Below are 18238 nucleotides of genomic sequence, written 5' to 3'. Positions count from 1 at the left end.
TCAAATCTCTTTATGAATATAATAGACCTGGCCATTTTTGCCATTTACATGATTGCAATGTTAGGTGTGGGTTTCTTCTTTTTAAGAAAAAATGAAGGACTTGACGATTACTATGTGGGTGGACGAGGAATGTCGAGTTGGCATATCGGATTAAGTGTCGTTGCAACTGATGTAGGAGGCGGTTTTTCAATCGGCCTTGGCGGACTAGGTTTTACCATGGGAATATCCGGAAGCTGGATGCTTTTCACCGGATTACTAGGAGCCTGGCTAGCAGCTGTTTTTCTAATTCCGGTAGTTCGGGGAAATACCGCTTTCAGTAAATTTCACACAATGCCGCAGGTCTATGAGTATTTTTTTGATAAGAAAGTAGCCATTACCGCAGCCATCATTTCTGCGATTGGTTATGCGGGGTTTACAAGTTCTCAGATTTTAGCAGGTGCAAAATTGGCTTCAGGAACTTTTCAGGAACTAAACTTGTCTACTGCTTTAATAATAATGGGATCAATAGCTGTGGTATATACAGTAATGGGAGGAATAAAAGCAGTTATTTATACCGATACAATTCAGTGGATAATTTTATTGTCCGGACTTATTTTTATCGGAATTCCCCTTTCTTATTACGCAATCGGTGGATTGGAAGGAATTCAGGCAACAGTTAAACCTGAAATGCTTTCTTTAGCAAATATTAGCTGGCAGGATATTGTGTACTGGGTAGTGACAATTATTCCTATCTGGTTTGTTGGAATGACTTTATACCAGCGTATTTATGCTTGTAAAGATGTAAAAACAGCTAAAAAAGCCTGGTACATTGCAGGGCTTTTTGAATGGCCGGTCATGGCGTTTATGGGAGTTGCTCTTGGTCTTTTTGCCCGTGTTGCTGCTGACCAGGGAATGTTCGATTATCTTGGAGCTGAAAATATAGCTCAGACAGATCCGGAACAAGGACTACCAATGTTATTGAGAACGATATTACCGGTTGGTCTTTTAGGTTTAATGATGTCAGCCTATTTTTCTGCAATTCTTTCAACAGCTGATAGTTGCCTAATGGCATCCTCAGGAAATATTGTATCAGATTTTATTCAAAAATTTACAAATAAATTTGATTCAGAAAAATCAGTTTTACGGTTATCCCAGGTTGTAACTTTAATGGTAGGCGTATTAGCAATTCTCATTGCAAGCGTAATGGAGAATGTTTTGAGCCTGATGTTATACAGTTATGCATTTATGGTTTCAGGATTATTTGTTCCAATCATGGGTGCACTTTTCTGGAAAAAAAGTAGTCCGACCGGAGCCTTTTGGGGTATGATTACCGGTGGATTAGTAACAGCATTATTGCAGGCGAATAAAATCACTCTACCAACGACATTAACAGGTCCGGAAGTTGCTGCCAGGTTGAATGAATTATCAAGCCGGGTTGATTTGTCAGGTATATCAACTCAATCATTAAGTCCTGGTAAAATCATCAGTTCAATAAACTCATCGCAGATCATTCACGTTGACTATCTGGATGTGTACTTTAAACTTCCATATAATCTGGATCCAAATGTATTTGGAATTACCGCTTCAGCATTCGTGTTTATTGTATTATCTTTAATATATCCAAAATTAAAATAAAACAGCTTTTAAAATGGCAGAAACAACATTAACAGTAATTAATAGTAAGACAGGTGAAGATAGCATATTTACTAATGATGCTATTGCTACATTTTTAGCAGAACACCTTGATGAGTTTGGAGACGATAAGTCTGATATACTCAAAGCAATAAATTATGTATTTGACCGTGGCGGGAATATTGTTGTGGGAGCAGATGGTGATAAAATTGTTGGAGCCGTAGTTCTGAATGAAACTGGAATGGGCGGATATATTCCAGAAAATATCCTTGTATATATCGCTGTTCATGGAGATAAACGAGGAGCCGGACTTGGTAAAAAATTAATGCAAAAAGCAATTGAAGTCTCAAAAGGAGATATAGCGCTACACGTGGAGCCAAATAATCCTGCTAAATTTTTATATGAAAAGATCGGTTTTACCAATAAGTATCTTGAAATGAGATTTAAAAACATATGAAAGTAAAGATTGACGATCTTGTGAAGTTCAGGAGGACTTTACATAAGCATCCTGAACTTTCAGATAATGAAAAGCAAACTCAAAAATGGATTTTAAAAAGGCTCGAGTTAATTGAGCGTGGTAAAGTTTCTTCAATAGGTAAAACAGGAGTCATCGTTACTTTCGAAGGAGATGAACCCGGACCGGAAATAATGTTGCGAGGCGATATCGACGCTTTACCTATTCAGGAAGAATCTGATCTTGAATATAGCTCGGTAAATGAAGGTGTAGCCCATCTTTGCGGGCACGATGGCCATACTACAATTATTTTAGGTACAGCCAGGCTTCTTGATCAGACTGGAATAAAAAAAGGGAAAGTCCACTTGCTGTTCCAACCAGCCGAAGAAAATGGCCATGGAGCAAGAGCAGTGATAGATGATCCTTTGTTTGAAGAAGTAAATCCGGATGTAGTGTATGCTTTACATAATATTCCAGGCGTAGAAAGAGGAAAAATACTTTGCAAGCAAGGCAGTTTTTCTTGTGCTGCAGATAGCATTATAATAAAACTAAAAGGAGTTACTGCACATGCTGCTGAACCTGAGCATGGAATCAATCCGATGGGCTTTATCAGTAAATTAATCAGCCAATTCGCAGAGTTGGAAAATCCAGATTTAAGTAATAATGATTTTCAACTAATGACTCCGGTGTATGCTCATGTAGGTAATACTAGTTATGGGGTAAGTGCTGGTTATGGAGAATTGCATTATACTTTGAGGACTAAACTCAACGCCAGAATGGCGGGGCTCAAAAAAAGTGTAAAGGAAATAGTCAGAGAAGTTTGCGATGGCAAAATTAATTATGAAATTGATTGGACGGAATCATTTTTCGCTAATGTTAATGATGAACATGCAGTCAATGCGATTAAAAACGCTTCTGATAAATGCGGTTTAAAATATGAAGAAATAGATCTGCCATTCAAGTGGGGAGAAGATTTCGGACTTTTTACAGATAAATTTAGTGGCGCCATGTTTGGAATTGGAGCAGGAGAAGATGTCTCTGCACTACATAATCCTGATTATGATTTCCCTGATGAAATAATACGTCCATCCATAGAAATGTTCATGGATTTAGTTGATCAAAAAAATCAGTTGAATGAACCATTCGTCTTGCATTGAACTTAATACCGAGGCCTATAAACACAATCTGGAATTTATTAAAAGCCAGATAAGTAAGCATACTGTGTTTTCAAGTGTTGTTAAAGGCAATGCTTATGGCCATGGCATTGAAGAGTTCGTAAAAATCGCGCTTAATGCCGGAGTTGATCATTTTTCTGTATATAGCTCTTATGAAGCGAGGCGTGTTTATGATGTAATTAAAGACGAAAACTGTACTCTCCTGATAATGGGAGATGTAAATGAAAATGATTTTGAATGGGTGATTAAGAATGAGATAGAGTTTTTTGTTTTTGAACAAATCAGATTACAAAAAGCAAAGAATGTCGCTCAAAAACTTGGAAAAAAAGCTCTCTGTCATGTTGAGCTTGAAACCGGAATGAATCGAACCGGGTTTACTCCAGAGGAGATAGATAATGTATTAAGTTTTTTTGAGAAAAATAAAGATACACTTAAATTCAAAGCGTTGTGTACCCATTTTGCAGGGGCAGAAAGCATTGGAAACTATGTTCGGATAGAAGATCAATGCAGAATATTTCTAAATGTCAAAAAACATTGTGAAGAAACTGGTGTTAAACCAGAGATATACCATACTTGCTGTTCAGCGGCAATGATTAGATATCCCTCAATGCATTTTGACATGGTCAGAGTTGGGATTTTACAATATGGTTTTTGGCCGAGTAGAGAAATTTTCATTGAATACCTGAAAAATAAAGCGATCAAGGAAAGTCCACTTTGGAGACTGATTAACTGGAAAAGCTATATTATGAGTATTCAGAAGGTTAAAACCGGTGAATATATTGGTTACGGAACTACCTATTTGGCAGGACATGATATGAAAATTGCTATTGTTCCAATTGGTTATGCAAATGGATTTAGCAGAACTTTAAGTAACACCGGACGTGTACTAATAAGGGGAGAAAGATTACCAGTTGTTGGTATTGTTAATATGAATTGTCTTCAAATTGACGTTACCGGAGTTGAAAATGTTTCCATTGGAGATGAGGTTGTAATAATAGGTGATCAGGGTGACCTTGAAGTTACAGTATCCTCTTTTGGAGAGTTGAGTGATCAGCTCAATTACGAATTACTCACCCGTTTACCACTAGACATACCCAGATTTATAAAATAAAATGGCTTATCTAACACTCAATAAATCAAAATTACAGCATAACTATCAATTTCTTAATAATCTGTTTAGAGAGAATAATATTGATTGGGCAATTGTTTCGAAATTGTTATGTGGAAATGAAAAGTATTTACAGGAGATCATAAATCTTGGCATTTCCGAGATATGTGATAGTCGGATTTCTAATCTAAAAAAGGTTAAGTCTTTAAATCCCGAAGTTGAAACTGTATACATTAAACCCCCTGCCAAAAGGAGCATATCCAAAATCGTAAAATATGCAGATGCCAGTTTTAACACTGAATATGAAACAATTAAGTGGCTCAGTGAAGAAGCTGTAAAACAAAACAGGCAGCATAAGGTAATAATAATGATCGAACTTGGCGATCTTAGAGAAGGTGTGATGGGTGAAGAGCTCATGGATTTTTATGCCTCGGTTTTCAAATTGCCAAATATTAAAGTGACCGGGATTGGTTCAAATCTTAACTGTTTATATGGTGTAATGCCTTCAACAGATAAGCTGGTTCAACTTAGCCTTTATAAGCAGTTGATTGAAACCAAATTTAATGTAAAAATTCCATGGGTTACCGGAGGTACTTCTGTAGTAGTTCCTCTGTTATTTAAACATCAGGTTCCTGTAGGTATAAATCACTTTAGAGTAGGGGAAATCTTATATTTCGGAAATAATCTTTTCACAGGGGAACAGGTTGAAGGCATGAAGCACGATGTCTTCAAATTATATACTGAAATTATTGAAATTACTGAAAAGCCTAAAGTTCCAATTGGAGTTTTAGATGAAAATCCTAGTGGCGAAACATTTAAGATCAAAGAAGAAGATTATGGTCAGAGCAGCTACAGGGCAATTATTGATATCGGGTTGCTAGATATCGATCCTGACTACTTAATTCCCGAAGATGGAGATCTTTCAATTTCGGGAGCCAGTTCAGATATGCTAATTATTGATCTGGGAGAGACAGATAGGGATATGAAAGTTGGCGACCTCGTTGCTTTTGATTTAAAATATATGGGAGCGCTAAGTATTTTAAATTCAAATTATATTGAAAAGAAAGTTGTAGAGTGATTTACAAAATGATATAAAATAAAAAAGGCTGTCATTTGACAGCCTTTTGTTGTTTATTGATGAAGGGGTATTATATACTATTCAATGCTTGTTTGATATCTGAAATAATATCATCCGGGTTTTCTACACCAATGCTTAATCTAACAAGTCTTTCTGTAATCGATACTGATTCTTTTATTTCAGTCGACACATCAGCGTGAGTCATACTGAACGGGTGCTCAGCTAAACTTTCTGTACTACCTAAGGAAACAGCTAAAGTTATTAGTTTTAAATTATTCAGGAATTTGAACGCTTCTTTTTCACCTCCCTTTATATCAAAACTGATCATCGCCCCTGGCCCTTTACATTGGTTTTTATAGATCTCAAATTCCTTGGGGTTTTCTTCAGCAGATAGGTTTCCGAGATAATAAACCTTTTCAACTTTTGGATGAGCATTTAAAAATTCAGCAACCTTAGCTGCATTAACTGCCTGAGTTTCCATTCTCATTTTGAGAGTTTCAAGACTCCTCATTAATAACCATCCTGTCCAGGGGCCGGCCATATTACCCAGGAATGTTCTCATACCTTTTATCTCAGCCATCAATTTACTATTACCCAAAACTGCTCCGGCTATAACATCACTATGGCCACCTATGTATTTTGTTGCGGAATAGACAATCAAATCTGCTCCAAGATTTAACGGGTTTTGCCATACAGGCCCTAGATAGGTGTTATCTACTACCAGTAAAGTTTTTGATTCTTCACTACTTAATTCTTTAGATAACTCAGAACACATATTAATATCAATCAACGAATTAGTAGGATTACCTGGTGTTTCCACATAGATCATTTTAACCGAATCACTCAATCCCTTTTCTTCTAATTTGTTTAGAATATCTGTTTTGGAATCTGTCGAATTAAAATCAATGATATTAATTCCGAATCTTGTTAATACATGGTTTATAAAGTGATGAGACCCACCATATAAAGGGTTTGAGTATAATAAAGTATCTCCGGGATTTAAAAATGTCAGCATTGAGGTACTGATCGCAGACATACCACTTTCAAAAACAGCTGCATCATCCGCATTATCCCACAATGTAAGTCGGTTTTCCAGAATTTCTAAGTCCGGGTTATTTAAACGGGAGTAGATCAATCCCAATTCCTCATTTTCTTTCTTTTCCCTTAATCCGTAAGCTACCTCAAAGAATGCTTTTCCCTCTTCAGCATTTTTAAAAACAAATGTAGACGTTAAAAAAATCGGACACTTTAAGGCTCCTTCAGATAATTCCGGTTTATAACCGTAACTCATCATTAAGCTTTCTGGCTTCATATATTTCTTATTTGGGTTGTTCTTCATGCATGATGAAAATAATTATGGAGAAATGCACTACCTTTAGAAAAGGTTTATTTTTTTTTACATTTAACAGAAAAATTTTCTTTATTGAGAGATAAATAGATTGTTCTTCAGAAAAATATTTATGATCGACTTATGAAATTAGATCTGACAGACCTTCGGATACTAAATGCTCTTCAGCAAAATGGTAAACTTACCATGAAAGAACTGGCAGGCTCAATGGGTTTAAGTATTACTCCTGTGTATGAAAGAATAAAGTATCTTGAAAAGCAAAAATATATCAAGAAGTATGTAGCGTTGGTTGACAGGAAAAAAATCGGGAAGGAAATACTGGCTTTTGCTTCAGTAACGCTTACATCTCATCAAAGACCAATGATCGAGCAATTTGAAAAGGAAGTATTACCATTAAAAGAAGTAATGGAATGTTATCATATGGCAGGGGTGATGGATTATTTGTTAAAGGTTTGTGTAGATGATATGGATGCTTATCAACGGTTTGTTGTTAATAAGCTCGCCGTTATGGAAAACATAGCGCAGGTACATAGCTGGTTTATTTTAGATGATATTAAAACAGATACTTCAGTTCCTATTCATATTCCTGATTAATTCGATTTTAATTTATTCAAATCCCTTTTTATATTAGGCTGGGATTTCATTTTTATAAAATTTTTAGGCCGGCAATATGTTTGATTTAAATTTTTGGGTAGCTCTTGGTGGTTTTGCGATTGTGGCAGTTGCTGCCTGGAAAATAGCGGAATTTATTCAAAGTCGGTTAGGTCTGCCTAGAATAACAGGCCTGTTAATTTCTGGTTTAGTCGCAGGGCCTTTTATATTTAATCTTATTCCATCCCATTCTATTATCAGGCTTGAATATTTATTTGATCTGTGTCTGGCCTTTATTGCTTTTGCTGCAGGTAATGAATTAAAAATTAAAGAACTTCGAACTTCCGGGAAGGCTATTTTCTGGCAAACATTAGGTCAAATTTTAGTGACCTTTTTAGTTTCTTTCGGGCTGATTTTCTGGCTTGTAAATAACTTGGAAGTATTATCGGAAGTTTCTTCTGAGATAAAATTTGGAGTTAGTCTTTTAGCGGCTACAATTTTTATTACCCGGAGTCCCGAAGCTGCAATCGCAGTGGTTAATGAATTAAGAGCCCATGGACCATTAACCAGAATTTCCATGGGGGTAATCGTTATTAAGGATGTGCTGGTAATAATGGTTTTTGCTGTTTGCTTTTCCATAGTTCAATCTTTATTGCTTGGTCAGGAATTTAGCGGGTGGTTTGTTCTCCTATTATGTGCAAACCTTATTGTAACGATCACAATCGGGTATTTTTTAGGTGTCTTAATCGATAAAGTATTAAAGTTTAATCTTGATTTTAAAGCTAGCGGTGCCTTAATTTTATTTTTTGGATTCGGGATTTTTAGATTTACCGATTTTGTTAAACATGTATTTGATTACTTCTTTCATATTGAAGTTTATCTGGAGCCTTTATTGATTTGTATCGTTGCTAGTTTTCAGGTAACAAACTATAGTAGGCAGAGATTAGCCTTTTCAAAGATAATTCATGATTTGGGTCCATATATCTATTTGATATTTTTTACCCTTACCGGAGCATCAGTATCGGTTGATGTTTTATTACAAGTATGGCCAATTGCATTAGGCCTTTTTGTAATAAGGATAATTGCGTTGTTTGCCGGCTCGATATCAGTGGGACGCCTTAGTCGTTTTAGTTGGCCTGTTACATTTAGAAGTTGGATGCCATACATTACTCAAGCGGGAGTTGCACTGTCGTTGACTACAGAGTCATTTGTTGTTTTTGGCGAATGGCAACAAATATTTTCCACAACAATGATTGCATTGATAGTAATTAATCAGTTTGTGGGCCCTCCTTTATATAAATATTATATACAAAAAGCAGGAGAAGCTCACACTAAAGGTGCGTTGAAAGGATTTGAAGGATCTCGTGATGTATTGATTTTTGGAAATGACAGGCAGGCTATTAGTCTATCTCAGGTACTTAAAGAAAATAAGTGGAATGCTAAAATAGTTACTCTTGAAAATGAAACACTAGATGGGATCACAGAGGGTTTTGATCAGGTCATCGTACCAAAATTTAATAAAATATATTTTGATGCCTTAGGAATGGAAAAGGTAGAATCTGTTGTTCTAATGAGAACGGATGAAGAAAACCTTCAAATTTGTGAGGAGGTCTATGAAAAATTTGGAATTGATAGAATCGTAGTAAAGCTAAATGATCGATATTTTTTCAATAAATTTCATGAATTGGGAGCTAAAATCATTGAGCCTGGAACAGCTATTCTATCTCTGCTTGATCACTATGTTCGTTCTCCGGAAGCAACTAGTCTGATATTAGGTATGCAGGAGCATCAAGATACCATAGAACTCGAACTAGTTAGTGATGAACTTCATGGAATGGCTTTAAGGGATATTTCTATTCCTGCAGATGTAATTGTTTTATCTATTAAGAGACGCGGACATCTGATAATTTCCCATGGCTATACACGTCTTAGAAAAGGCGATCTGGTAACTTTAGTTGGTGACAAAGACAGTCTTGAAGAAGTAAGTTTAAGATTTGAAAAAGATTAGTGTTCTTATTTGGATTAATTCTAAACAAGGTGTAGTTTTGCCTTGTCTTTAGAAAAAGTCTAAATAAAAATACTAATAGCTAATGAGAAGATTATTTTTACCACTTGCATTCGCTGCAGTGATTTTTGGATGCTCCGACGACACAGTGGAGCCAGTAAATAACATAGAGGTTCCCTCAACCTATACTTTTGAAAGAAATGGCCAGTCATCTGTATCGTACAGTGGACAAACGGCTAGACTCAACATGCTTGCCGAAATAAAAGCATATGCTTCAAAGGCTCATAATTTTGAAGAAGTAAGCTATAGCCAGTTAAGCAATATGTATTCAAACACTGAAAACCCGTTTCAGGATGAAAGCTTGAATACTTCGGGTAAGCAATTATTTAACAAAACTGCAATTGGTGAAGAGCAAGAAATGCTTGCTATTATGCAGGATCTTGCTACAATAAGTGCCGATGTTGCTGTTAATAAAACCTTGGCATCAGAAGGGAAATCTGGTATTCTCTACAGAAATGCAGATAATACTAAACCTATTGTTGTAAATGAAAAAGGCTGGGAACATGTTCAGTTTATTGAAAAAGGACTGATGGGATCCGTGTTTATTTACCAAATGTTAAATACTCAAACTGGTTATTTGAGTAATACAAAACTTAATGTAGATAACGAAAACCTGGTAGATGGTAAAAATTATACTGCCATGGAACATCACTGGGATGAAGCTTTCGGGTATTGGGGAGCTCCAGTAGATTATCCAATGAATCCTTTAACTGTAGAAGAAGATCGATTCTGGGCAAAATATACTCAGGATGTTCATGAGCATGTTCCGGTTGCAACTAGTCTTTCTGAAGCTTTCAGAACAGGTAGAGCAGCTATTGTAGCTAAGAATTATGGAATTCGAAATAGCCAAAGAGAGGTTATTGTAAACAATTTGGAATTTGTAATTGCAGCAACCGCATTACATTATATTAATAGTGTTCTTCAAAACCAAACAGCTCCAACTGGTGAAAAATTCCATGCACTTTCTGAAGCTTACATGTTTATTGAAGCACTTAAATATGTTCCTCAATCTTATATTACTATCGAACAAATAAACCAAATTTTAAATACTCATCTTGGTCAGGATGGAGACTTTTGGACAGTTACCACAGATGGTCTAACTGCTGCAAAGTCTATACTAACTGAAAGCTATCCTGATTTAAAACCATTACAAGACGAATTATAATATCTTTATTATGAGTTTATTGCGAAGAGTAAACATACTTTTTTATATCATCATTGCTGCGGGAGTTTTTTCCTGCAGCAATGATGAAAATATTGTGGATAATTATGACAGACAAGGGTTAAATCTTTATACCGCGGAAGAAATAATTGTCCCATCATTTGAAAATTTTTCTTCTACCACCTCTTTGCTTGACCAATCAGTCACCACATTTACAGGAAACCCTACAGTTGAAGGTTTAAACACATTAAGAGCGGATCTAAAAAATGCCAGAATGAGCTGGCAATGGTGCGCGATGTACAACTTCGGTCCTTCGTTGAATCAAGGGTTGCTTTCAATAGTTAATGAATATCTCATTATAGAGTCAAATATTGAGCAAAACATTCTCAATGAAAACTTTCAATTGGAATCACTGGCACAAGCAAACGCCAGAGGGTTTAAAGCGATGGGTTATCTTTTATATGGAAATGGGCTCTCTGATGAAGAGATTATTAACTCCTTTATCAACTCACCTGCCAGAGGTCAATATTTAAAAGCAATCTCAAGTCTGATTTTATCAAAAGCTAGCTTAACTACTCAGAATTGGGCGAGTTATATTGATCAATATGCTTCAGAGTCAAGAGCTGGTACCGACGCTGGTTCATCATTGTCTATTTTAATTAATGAAATCAATAAGTACTGGGAATCAACTACCCGGGATAAAAAACTGGGTATTCCATTAGGTAAGAGAAGTGAGGGTGCGCTTTTACCAGACAGAACGGAAGCGTATTACGCCGGTTACTCCACAGAATTATTAACTGAAAATATTACAGCCTATAAATATCTTTTCGAGGGTAGAACTAAGGACGGTGTTGAAGGCCAGTTATCCCTGAGTAACTATTTAAAGGAATTAGGAGCAACAGATGTAATAGAAAGTAATGATCTTGCAGAGGTAATGTCAACGAATTTTCAGGCCGCGATTGATCAGTCCCATATTGTGGGTGATCCGCTTAAGACAAAAGTTGAAACTAACTATAATGCATGCGATCAATTATACCTGTTGCTTCAAAAGCAGATAATTTTCATGAAAAGTGATATGCCTAGTGTGATGGGAATTAGTATATCCTATGCAGATAATGATGGCGATTAAGCTTTATGATTAAACATCTTAAAAATATTAGAAGCTGGCTTGAACAGCCTTCCAGTATTGCTCCACTCATTACCTTCCGGGTTTTGTTTGGAGCAGTAATGGTTTTTAGTATTATTAGGTTTTACATGAATGGTTGGGTTGAAGAGTTTTATATTTCACCTGATTTCCATTTTAAATTTTTTGGTTTCTATTGGATTGAGGAACCATCTTCTCCCCTAATGTTATATAGCTTATATTCACTATTATTATTATCAGCAGTAGGAATAACATTAGGTCTTTTTTATCGGTTTTCAGCAGTTGCTTTCTTTATACTGTTTACTTATTTCGAGCTATTAGATGCAACATATTATTTAAACCATTATTATTTTATTAGCCTAATGGCTTTTTTAATGATATGGTTTCCGGCTAACCGTTATCTATCTATGGATACTTTTATCTGGCCAGGAATCAAAACAGATCAAATTTCCAGATGGCCTATTGTAGTAATCCAGTTACAATTAGGGATCGTATATTTTATGGCTGGAGTGGCTAAATTAAATTATGACTGGCTAGTCAACGCTATGCCTTTAAAAATATGGTTACCTGCAAAATCTAATTTGCCCGTTTTAGGAGAGTTTTTAAAATATACTTCCGCAGCATATTTATTTAGTTGGTTTGGTGCCATTTATGATCTTTTTGTTCCTTTTGCATTGAGTTATAAAAGGACACGCTTGTTTGCATATTTTGCGGTAATAGTATTTCATGTTACGACTGCTGCTTTATTCCAAATTGGAATGTTTCCATATATAATGATCATGCTTACATTGATATTCTTTCCTGCTAAATATCATGATAAGATCATTTTTCTGGGTAGACGTTTTGATAATATTGATTCGCAAACTTATAATTCCAGGCTACCTAAGATCTCTGTCCTCGCTTTATCAGTATATTTTTTATTTCAGATTGTCTTTCCTTTTAGATATTCTTTATATGATGGGAAGCTTTTCTGGACAGAACAAGGATATCGGTTTTCCTGGAGAGTTATGTTAATGGAAAAAGCTGGCTATGCCACTTTTTATATTCATAATAAAGAGACCGGGAAATATACTGTTGTTAATAATAGTGAATTTCTCACCCCTTTCCAGGAAAAGATGATGGCAACGCAACCTGACTTTATTATACAATATGCTGATTATTTGAAAAATATTTATAAAGAAAGGTATAATAAAAACGACCTGCGTGTTACCGCCGATGTTTATGTAACATTAAATGGTCGGAGATCCAAACTATTTATTGACCCAACGGTCGATTTAAGTGAGTTAAAAGACAGCTGGAAACCTAAACAATGGGTTTTACCATTTGATAATGAACGTGTTGATGAAAAAAGTTAACTTAATTTTCTTTTTCTTTTTTATATGCTTTCTGACTGTTAAAAGTCAGGAAAAATATAGTATAACCGGAACGGTGGTTCTTGCAGAGGATAATACTGAGGCAATTTCGGTTCAGGTATTTCTCGAAAATACTTCATTTAGCACAAGTACAAATGTTCAAGGAAAATTTGAATTAGAAAATATTCCCGGAGGCAAATATACCCTTGCTACCTTTTTACCCGGATACAAAACTTTTAAAAAGGAATTAGTAATTGATAAGAACCTGAAAGGACTTAAAATAAAGCTTAAGAACTTGGATGAATCTCTCGATGAAGTCGTGGTTTCAGCAAAGAGAGAAAATGATAGAGCATTAACACGCCTTGAAGCGGTAGATAACTTTGGAATTTATGAGGCTAAAAAGAATGAAGTAATAGTTCTTGAAAATGTAGTTGCAGATAAAGCATCAAATAATGCAAGACAGGTTTTCAGAAGCATTACAGGAATAAATATTTGGGAAAGTGATTGTGCGGGTCTTCAGATCGGTGTTGGAGGAAGAGGCTTAAGTCCGGATCGAACTGCAAATTTTAATACAAGACAGAATGGATATGATATTGCGGCAGATGCTCTTGGGTATCCTGAAACTTATTACTCTCCGGCTTTGCAAGGTGTTGAGCGGATAGAAATCGTGCGCGGAGCTGCTGGATTACAATATGGTCCTCAATTTGGAGGTCTAGTAAATTTCGTAATGAAAGATGGGCCTGATGATAAGGAAATTGAGTTTAAAACACAGCAAACATATAATACTCTGGGTTATTATAATAGTTTTAATAGCGTAGGTGGTACTGTTTTTGACAAAAAACTAAATTATTATGTATATAACAGGTACACTGTAGGTGATTGCTGGCGATGCAACTCAGATTTTGAAAGTAGCAATACATATATAACTCTCGGGTATAAGTTTTCTTCTGATACTCAATTGAAGGTTGATTATACCAATATGAGTTATTTGTCACAACAGCCAGGAGGTGTAACCGACAGACAGTTTTTAAATGACCCAAAACAATCTAACAGAGAACGTAATTGGTTTAAAGTTAATTGGAATTTGTTTTCTGTGAAGTTGGAAACAAGAATTGGGCCTCAAACCAAACTGAACATACGGTCATTCGGCTTGATTTCATCCAGGAAAGCTTTAGGAAATTTGCAACGAATAGACAGGCCTGATAACCCTGATGAACCACGAAGTCTAATAGATGGAGAGTTTAAAAACATAGGCGGAGAAGCTCGCATACTTCAACACTACAATGCCTTTGGTAGTAAATCAGTTTTGCTAATCGGAGGTCGTTATTATAAAGGAACTACCTACCAGCAACAGGGAGAGGCTAGTAAATCAAGTGAACCTGATTTTAATTTCGTTAACCCTGATTCCTTAAGTTCAGACTTTGTCCATCCCGGAAAGAATTATTCCTTTTTTGCTGAAAATGTATTGAATATTACTGATAAGTTTAGTGTAACCCCAGGTCTTCGCTTTGAGCATATTCGTACTATTTCTGAAGGAACCTATAAGGATGTTACGACAAATATTTTAGAACCTATCATCAGGGAGGAAGAAAAAATTTATGAACGCAGCCTCTGGCTTGCCGGACTTGGCCTTAGTTATAAATTCAAAGATAATTTAGAGTTATATGCAAATTATGCTCAAAATTATCGACCTGTAAGATTTAGTGATCTTAGAATTGACAATCCCAGTGTTCGCATAGATCCTGATATGCAGGATGAAACAGGCTATAATCTTGACCTTGGAATCAGGTATGCAAAAGATAAAAGGTTTTCCGGAGAGGTAACGGCATTCTTTTTATCATACAATGACAAAATTGGATCCGTACAACGAGTCGACACAGAAAACTTCAGGGTTTATCGTGAAAGAACAAATATTGCAGATGCTATTCACGTTGGTATTGAATCATATTTTGAATATAAACTATTAAGTCTTGGATCTGAGCCCTCTGTTAATGACGGGTTAAGTCTATTCTCTAATTTAACTTTACTTAGAGCAAGATACCAAAGCCAGGAGAACAACACATATGATGGAAAACAAGTAGAATTTGTTCCTGAAATGATATTCAGAGGAGGGTTTAATCTTGCCTATAGAAATTTAAAATCGACCATTCAGTTTAACTATGTCGGACAACAATACTCAGATGCGTCCAACGCAACCCAGACACCTGAGGCTGTTGTTGGAGAAATTCCTGCATATTACACATTAGACTTCACTACCACTTATAAAGTCAAAAAATGGGATTTCACACTAGGGATTAATAATTTGACCAATAATTATTATTTCACAAGGAGAGCCGTTGCCTATCCAGGGCCTGGTATTATCCCTGCAGATGGTTTTAATATGTCGATAACAGCAGGCCTGACCCTATAAGGATTTAAAAATCTATAAGGTTTATTATCAAAAATTAAATTAAGACCACTTTTTATTAACATAGGTAGTAGAAAATACTCTGCCTTTCTATCTTTGCGACTATGGCAAATCAAAACAATCAAAAAGGAGAACTCCTTAAGAAGGTTGCTTCTCATGCAAAAGAATACGGATTTATTTTTCAGTCAAGTGAAATATATGATGGACTTAGTGCAGTATATGATTATGGCCAGCTCGGTTCAGAATTGAAAAATAACATTAAGAGTTATTGGTGGAAATCAATGGTTCAGTTGCATGAGAATATTGTTGGGATAGATTCAGCAATTTTTATGCATCCTACAACCTGGAAGGCTTCTGGGCACGTTGATGCTTTTAATGATCCGCTGATTGACAACAAAGACTCTAAAAAACGGTATAGAGCCGATGTTTTGGTTGAGGATCAAATTGCCAAAATTGAGGGGAAAATAGAAAAAGAGGTCACTAAAGCTGCAAAGAGGTTCGATGATTTCGATCGCAAAATGTTCATGGAAACTAACCCAAGGGTTCAGCGGTATCTTGGTGAGATTGAAACGATAAAAGCCAGATTAAAAAATGGGCTTGAAGGAGATCTTGCCGACCTGAAGAAATTAATAGAAGATCTTGGAATTGCTTGCCCTATTTCAGGAAGTAAAAACTGGACTGATGTACGACAGTTTAACCTGATGTTTAATACTGAGATAGGCTCATTATCAGAAGGGGCAAATAAAATTTATTTAAGACCGGAAACTGCGCAGGGAATATTTGTCAATTTTTTAAATGTCCAAAAAACGGGACGCTTAAAACTACCTTTTGGAATTGCACAGATTGGTAAAGCATTTAGAAATGAGATCATTGCCCGTCAGTTCATCTTCAGAATGAGGGAATTTGAGCAGATGGAGATGCAATATTTTGTTAAGCCTGGTGAGGAGATGAAATATTACGGTCAGTGGAAAGAGTTTAGAATGAAATGGCACCTGGCTTTAGGAATGGGTGAAGAAAATTATCGATTCCATGATCATATTAAACTGGCTCATTATGCTAATGCTGCAAGTGATATAGAATTTGATTTTCCTATGGGCTTTAAAGAGCTTGAAGGAATTCATTCAAGAACAGATTTTGACCTTAAAGCTCATGAAGAGTTTTCTGGAAAGAAACTGCAGTTTTTTGATCCAAAAGACAATGAAAGTTATGTTCCATATGTGATTGAAACTTCTATTGGACTTGACCGAATGGTATTGAGTGTTTTAGCTCACGCATATACTGAGGAAACTCTTGAAGATGGAAGTTCGAGAACTGTAATGAAAATACCGGCTCCTCTTGCACCTTATAAAGTAGCTGTTTTGCCATTAGTTAATAAGGATGGACTGCCAGAAAAAGCCAGAGAAATAGCTAACTTGTTGAAATTAGATCATAATATTCAGATTGATGTAAAAGATGCCATCGGCAAAAGATACCGAAGACAAGATGCCATTGGCACTCCATATTGTATTACTGTAGACTATGAAAGCCTTGAAGATAATATGGTGACAATAAGAGAAAGGGATTCGCTAGAGCAGGTAAGGATACCAATTGATAAGATTCAAGAAGAGATTAATGAAAGAGTGTCAATAAATTCCCTTTTGAAAAAACTTATATAAAATGAAAGCCGGCTGTTTAGCCGGCTTTATTTTTAAAATCTTATTTCCTTTATTTTTTCAGGATGTAAGAACTTAATCACCCCTTTTTTGTCGATTTCGATATATCCGTCTTTCTTAAATTCAGACAAGGTCCTTATCACTGATTCTGTACTTGTTCCTACTGCATTTGCAATATCCTCCCTCGAAACTTTAAGTAATTCAGCATCTTCATTCTTCTCCTTGAAAACTATTAACGCATCTGCAACACGCTTTCTCACGGTATCATAAGCCAGTTTTAATAGTTTCTCTTCCTTCTCAATAATGTTGTGTGAAAGAACTTTAATGAATTTATTTGCCAATTCACGATTTGACGCTAAAATTTCATTAAAGTCTGCTCTTGGAATCAGGTAGATGTCTGCCTCGTCAAGGACTTCAGCACTTGTTTTGCTTTCTATGTTATCAATAATACTTTCGATACCAAGGAGGTCTCCTTCATTATGAATGTCCACAATGTATTCTTTACCATCGTCATTGATCATTGTGGTTTTTATTTTTCCAGATTGAATTAAGAATAAATAATTTAACAGATCTCCTTCTGTGAAAATCCGATCACCTTTACGATAATGCCTGGTTTTGAAATTGCTACTTAAATCCTTCAGCATTCCGCTTAGTTCAGCCTTTTCAAGAAGTTTTTCAATCCCTGGTTTACCTCCATCCTGAATTTTACCTATGGCTTCAGCCTTTTTTAAGCGGATTTCTACTGCTTCAAGTAATTCAGTATCGTCGAATGGCTTTGTAAGATAGTCGTCTGCTCCAAGATTCATTCCTTTTCGAATATCGCCTTTTTCAGTTTTAGCGGTAAGGAAAATAAACGGAATTGCAGATGTTTTGGGATCTTTATTCAACATATGCAGAACACCATAACCATCGAGTTCAGGCATCATAATATCACATAAGATCAGGTCTACCTTACTGCTTTTCGCAATCTTAACACCTTCGATTCCATTTGGAGCCTGTTTAACATAATAATTAGATAGTTCGAGAATTTCTGAAATATTTTCCCTTACTCCTTCATTATCTTCAATTACCAGGATTGTTTTCATAGAAAT

General features: G+C 35.8%; 14 protein-coding genes. 12 read left to right on the top strand and 2 right to left on the bottom strand.

Translation table 11 applies throughout. The annotated features are described in order from the left end of the window. Positions 1–12: 12 nt before the first annotated feature. Genes OO013_RS12980 through OO013_RS12960 form a run of 5 tightly spaced genes read left to right on the top strand, consistent with a single transcriptional unit; the run spans position 13 to position 5426 of the window. Positions 13–1614, top strand: coding sequence for a sodium:solute symporter family protein (locus OO013_RS12980; RefSeq protein ID WP_266057282.1), 1602 nt, complete (start codon positions 13–15; stop codon positions 1612–1614). A gap of 13 nt (positions 1615–1627) precedes the next feature. Then, the gene (locus OO013_RS12975; RefSeq protein WP_266057281.1) at positions 1628–2068 is read left to right on the top strand and encodes a GNAT family N-acetyltransferase; all 441 of its coding nucleotides are present in this window, start codon (positions 1628–1630) and stop codon (positions 2066–2068) included. Further along, on the top strand, positions 2065–3222 hold the full coding sequence (locus OO013_RS12970) for a M20 metallopeptidase family protein (protein WP_266057279.1): 1158 nt from the start codon (positions 2065–2067) through the stop codon (positions 3220–3222). The genes OO013_RS12975 and OO013_RS12970 overlap by 4 nt, the downstream gene beginning before the upstream one ends. After that, complete coding sequence (alr, locus tag OO013_RS12965; protein WP_266057278.1) at positions 3200–4351, top strand: alanine racemase; 1152 nt, start codon at positions 3200–3202, stop codon at positions 4349–4351. Before OO013_RS12970 ends, alr begins: the two co-directional genes overlap by 23 nt. 1 nt (position 4352) lies before the next feature. Beyond that, on the top strand, positions 4353–5426 hold the full coding sequence (locus OO013_RS12960) for an alanine racemase (RefSeq protein ID WP_266057277.1): 1074 nt from the start codon (positions 4353–4355) through the stop codon (positions 5424–5426). A gap of 70 nt (positions 5427–5496) precedes the next feature. Here OO013_RS12960 and OO013_RS12955 read toward each other — a convergent pair whose 3' ends face one another. Then, entirely contained in the window at positions 5497–6765 is a 1269-nt protein-coding gene (locus tag OO013_RS12955) for a cystathionine gamma-synthase family protein (RefSeq protein WP_266057275.1), read from the bottom strand. Between the two features lie 132 nt (positions 6766–6897). Between OO013_RS12955 and OO013_RS12950 the strand changes: the two genes are divergently transcribed. The 7 genes from OO013_RS12950 (at position 6898) to OO013_RS12920 (ending at position 17150) form a co-directional block, all read left to right on the top strand. Further along, the gene (locus OO013_RS12950; RefSeq protein WP_266057273.1) at positions 6898–7368 is read left to right on the top strand and encodes an Lrp/AsnC family transcriptional regulator; all 471 of its coding nucleotides are present in this window, start codon (positions 6898–6900) and stop codon (positions 7366–7368) included. Between the two features lie 76 nt (positions 7369–7444). After that, positions 7445–9373: a cation:proton antiporter domain-containing protein gene (locus OO013_RS12945; RefSeq protein WP_266057271.1), complete on the top strand. Its 1929-nt coding sequence runs from the start codon at positions 7445–7447 to the stop codon at positions 9371–9373. 82 nt (positions 9374–9455) lie between these two features. After that, positions 9456–10595 (top strand): DUF4856 domain-containing protein, encoded by a 1140-nt coding sequence (locus tag OO013_RS12940; protein WP_266057270.1) that lies wholly within the window; start codon positions 9456–9458, stop codon positions 10593–10595. 10 nt (positions 10596–10605) lie between these two features. After that, positions 10606–11721 (top strand): imelysin family protein, encoded by a 1116-nt coding sequence (locus tag OO013_RS12935; RefSeq protein WP_266057269.1) that lies wholly within the window; start codon positions 10606–10608, stop codon positions 11719–11721. Between the two features lie 5 nt (positions 11722–11726). Further along, positions 11727–13091, top strand: coding sequence for an HTTM domain-containing protein (locus tag OO013_RS12930; protein ID WP_266057268.1), 1365 nt, complete (start codon positions 11727–11729; stop codon positions 13089–13091). Beyond that, positions 13078–15498, top strand: coding sequence for a TonB-dependent receptor (locus tag OO013_RS12925; RefSeq protein ID WP_266057267.1), 2421 nt, complete (start codon positions 13078–13080; stop codon positions 15496–15498). Before OO013_RS12930 ends, OO013_RS12925 begins: the two co-directional genes overlap by 14 nt. A gap of 101 nt (positions 15499–15599) precedes the next feature. Further along, on the top strand, positions 15600–17150 hold the full coding sequence (locus OO013_RS12920) for a glycine--tRNA ligase (protein WP_266057266.1): 1551 nt from the start codon (positions 15600–15602) through the stop codon (positions 17148–17150). A gap of 32 nt (positions 17151–17182) precedes the next feature. On the opposite strand, the gene OO013_RS12915 is transcribed toward OO013_RS12920, so the two are convergent. Then, positions 17183–18232, bottom strand: a complete 1050-nt coding sequence (locus OO013_RS12915; protein WP_266057265.1) for a response regulator — start codon at positions 18230–18232, stop codon at positions 17183–17185. Between the last annotated feature and the right edge of the window lie 6 nt (positions 18233–18238).

Source organism: Mangrovivirga halotolerans, assembly GCF_026241165.1.
Classification (GTDB): Bacteria; Bacteroidota; Bacteroidia; order Cytophagales; family Cyclobacteriaceae; genus Mangrovivirga; species Mangrovivirga halotolerans.
Note: the sequence above shows the minus strand (reverse complement) of the source record. Positions and strands in the feature narration are given on the sequence as shown.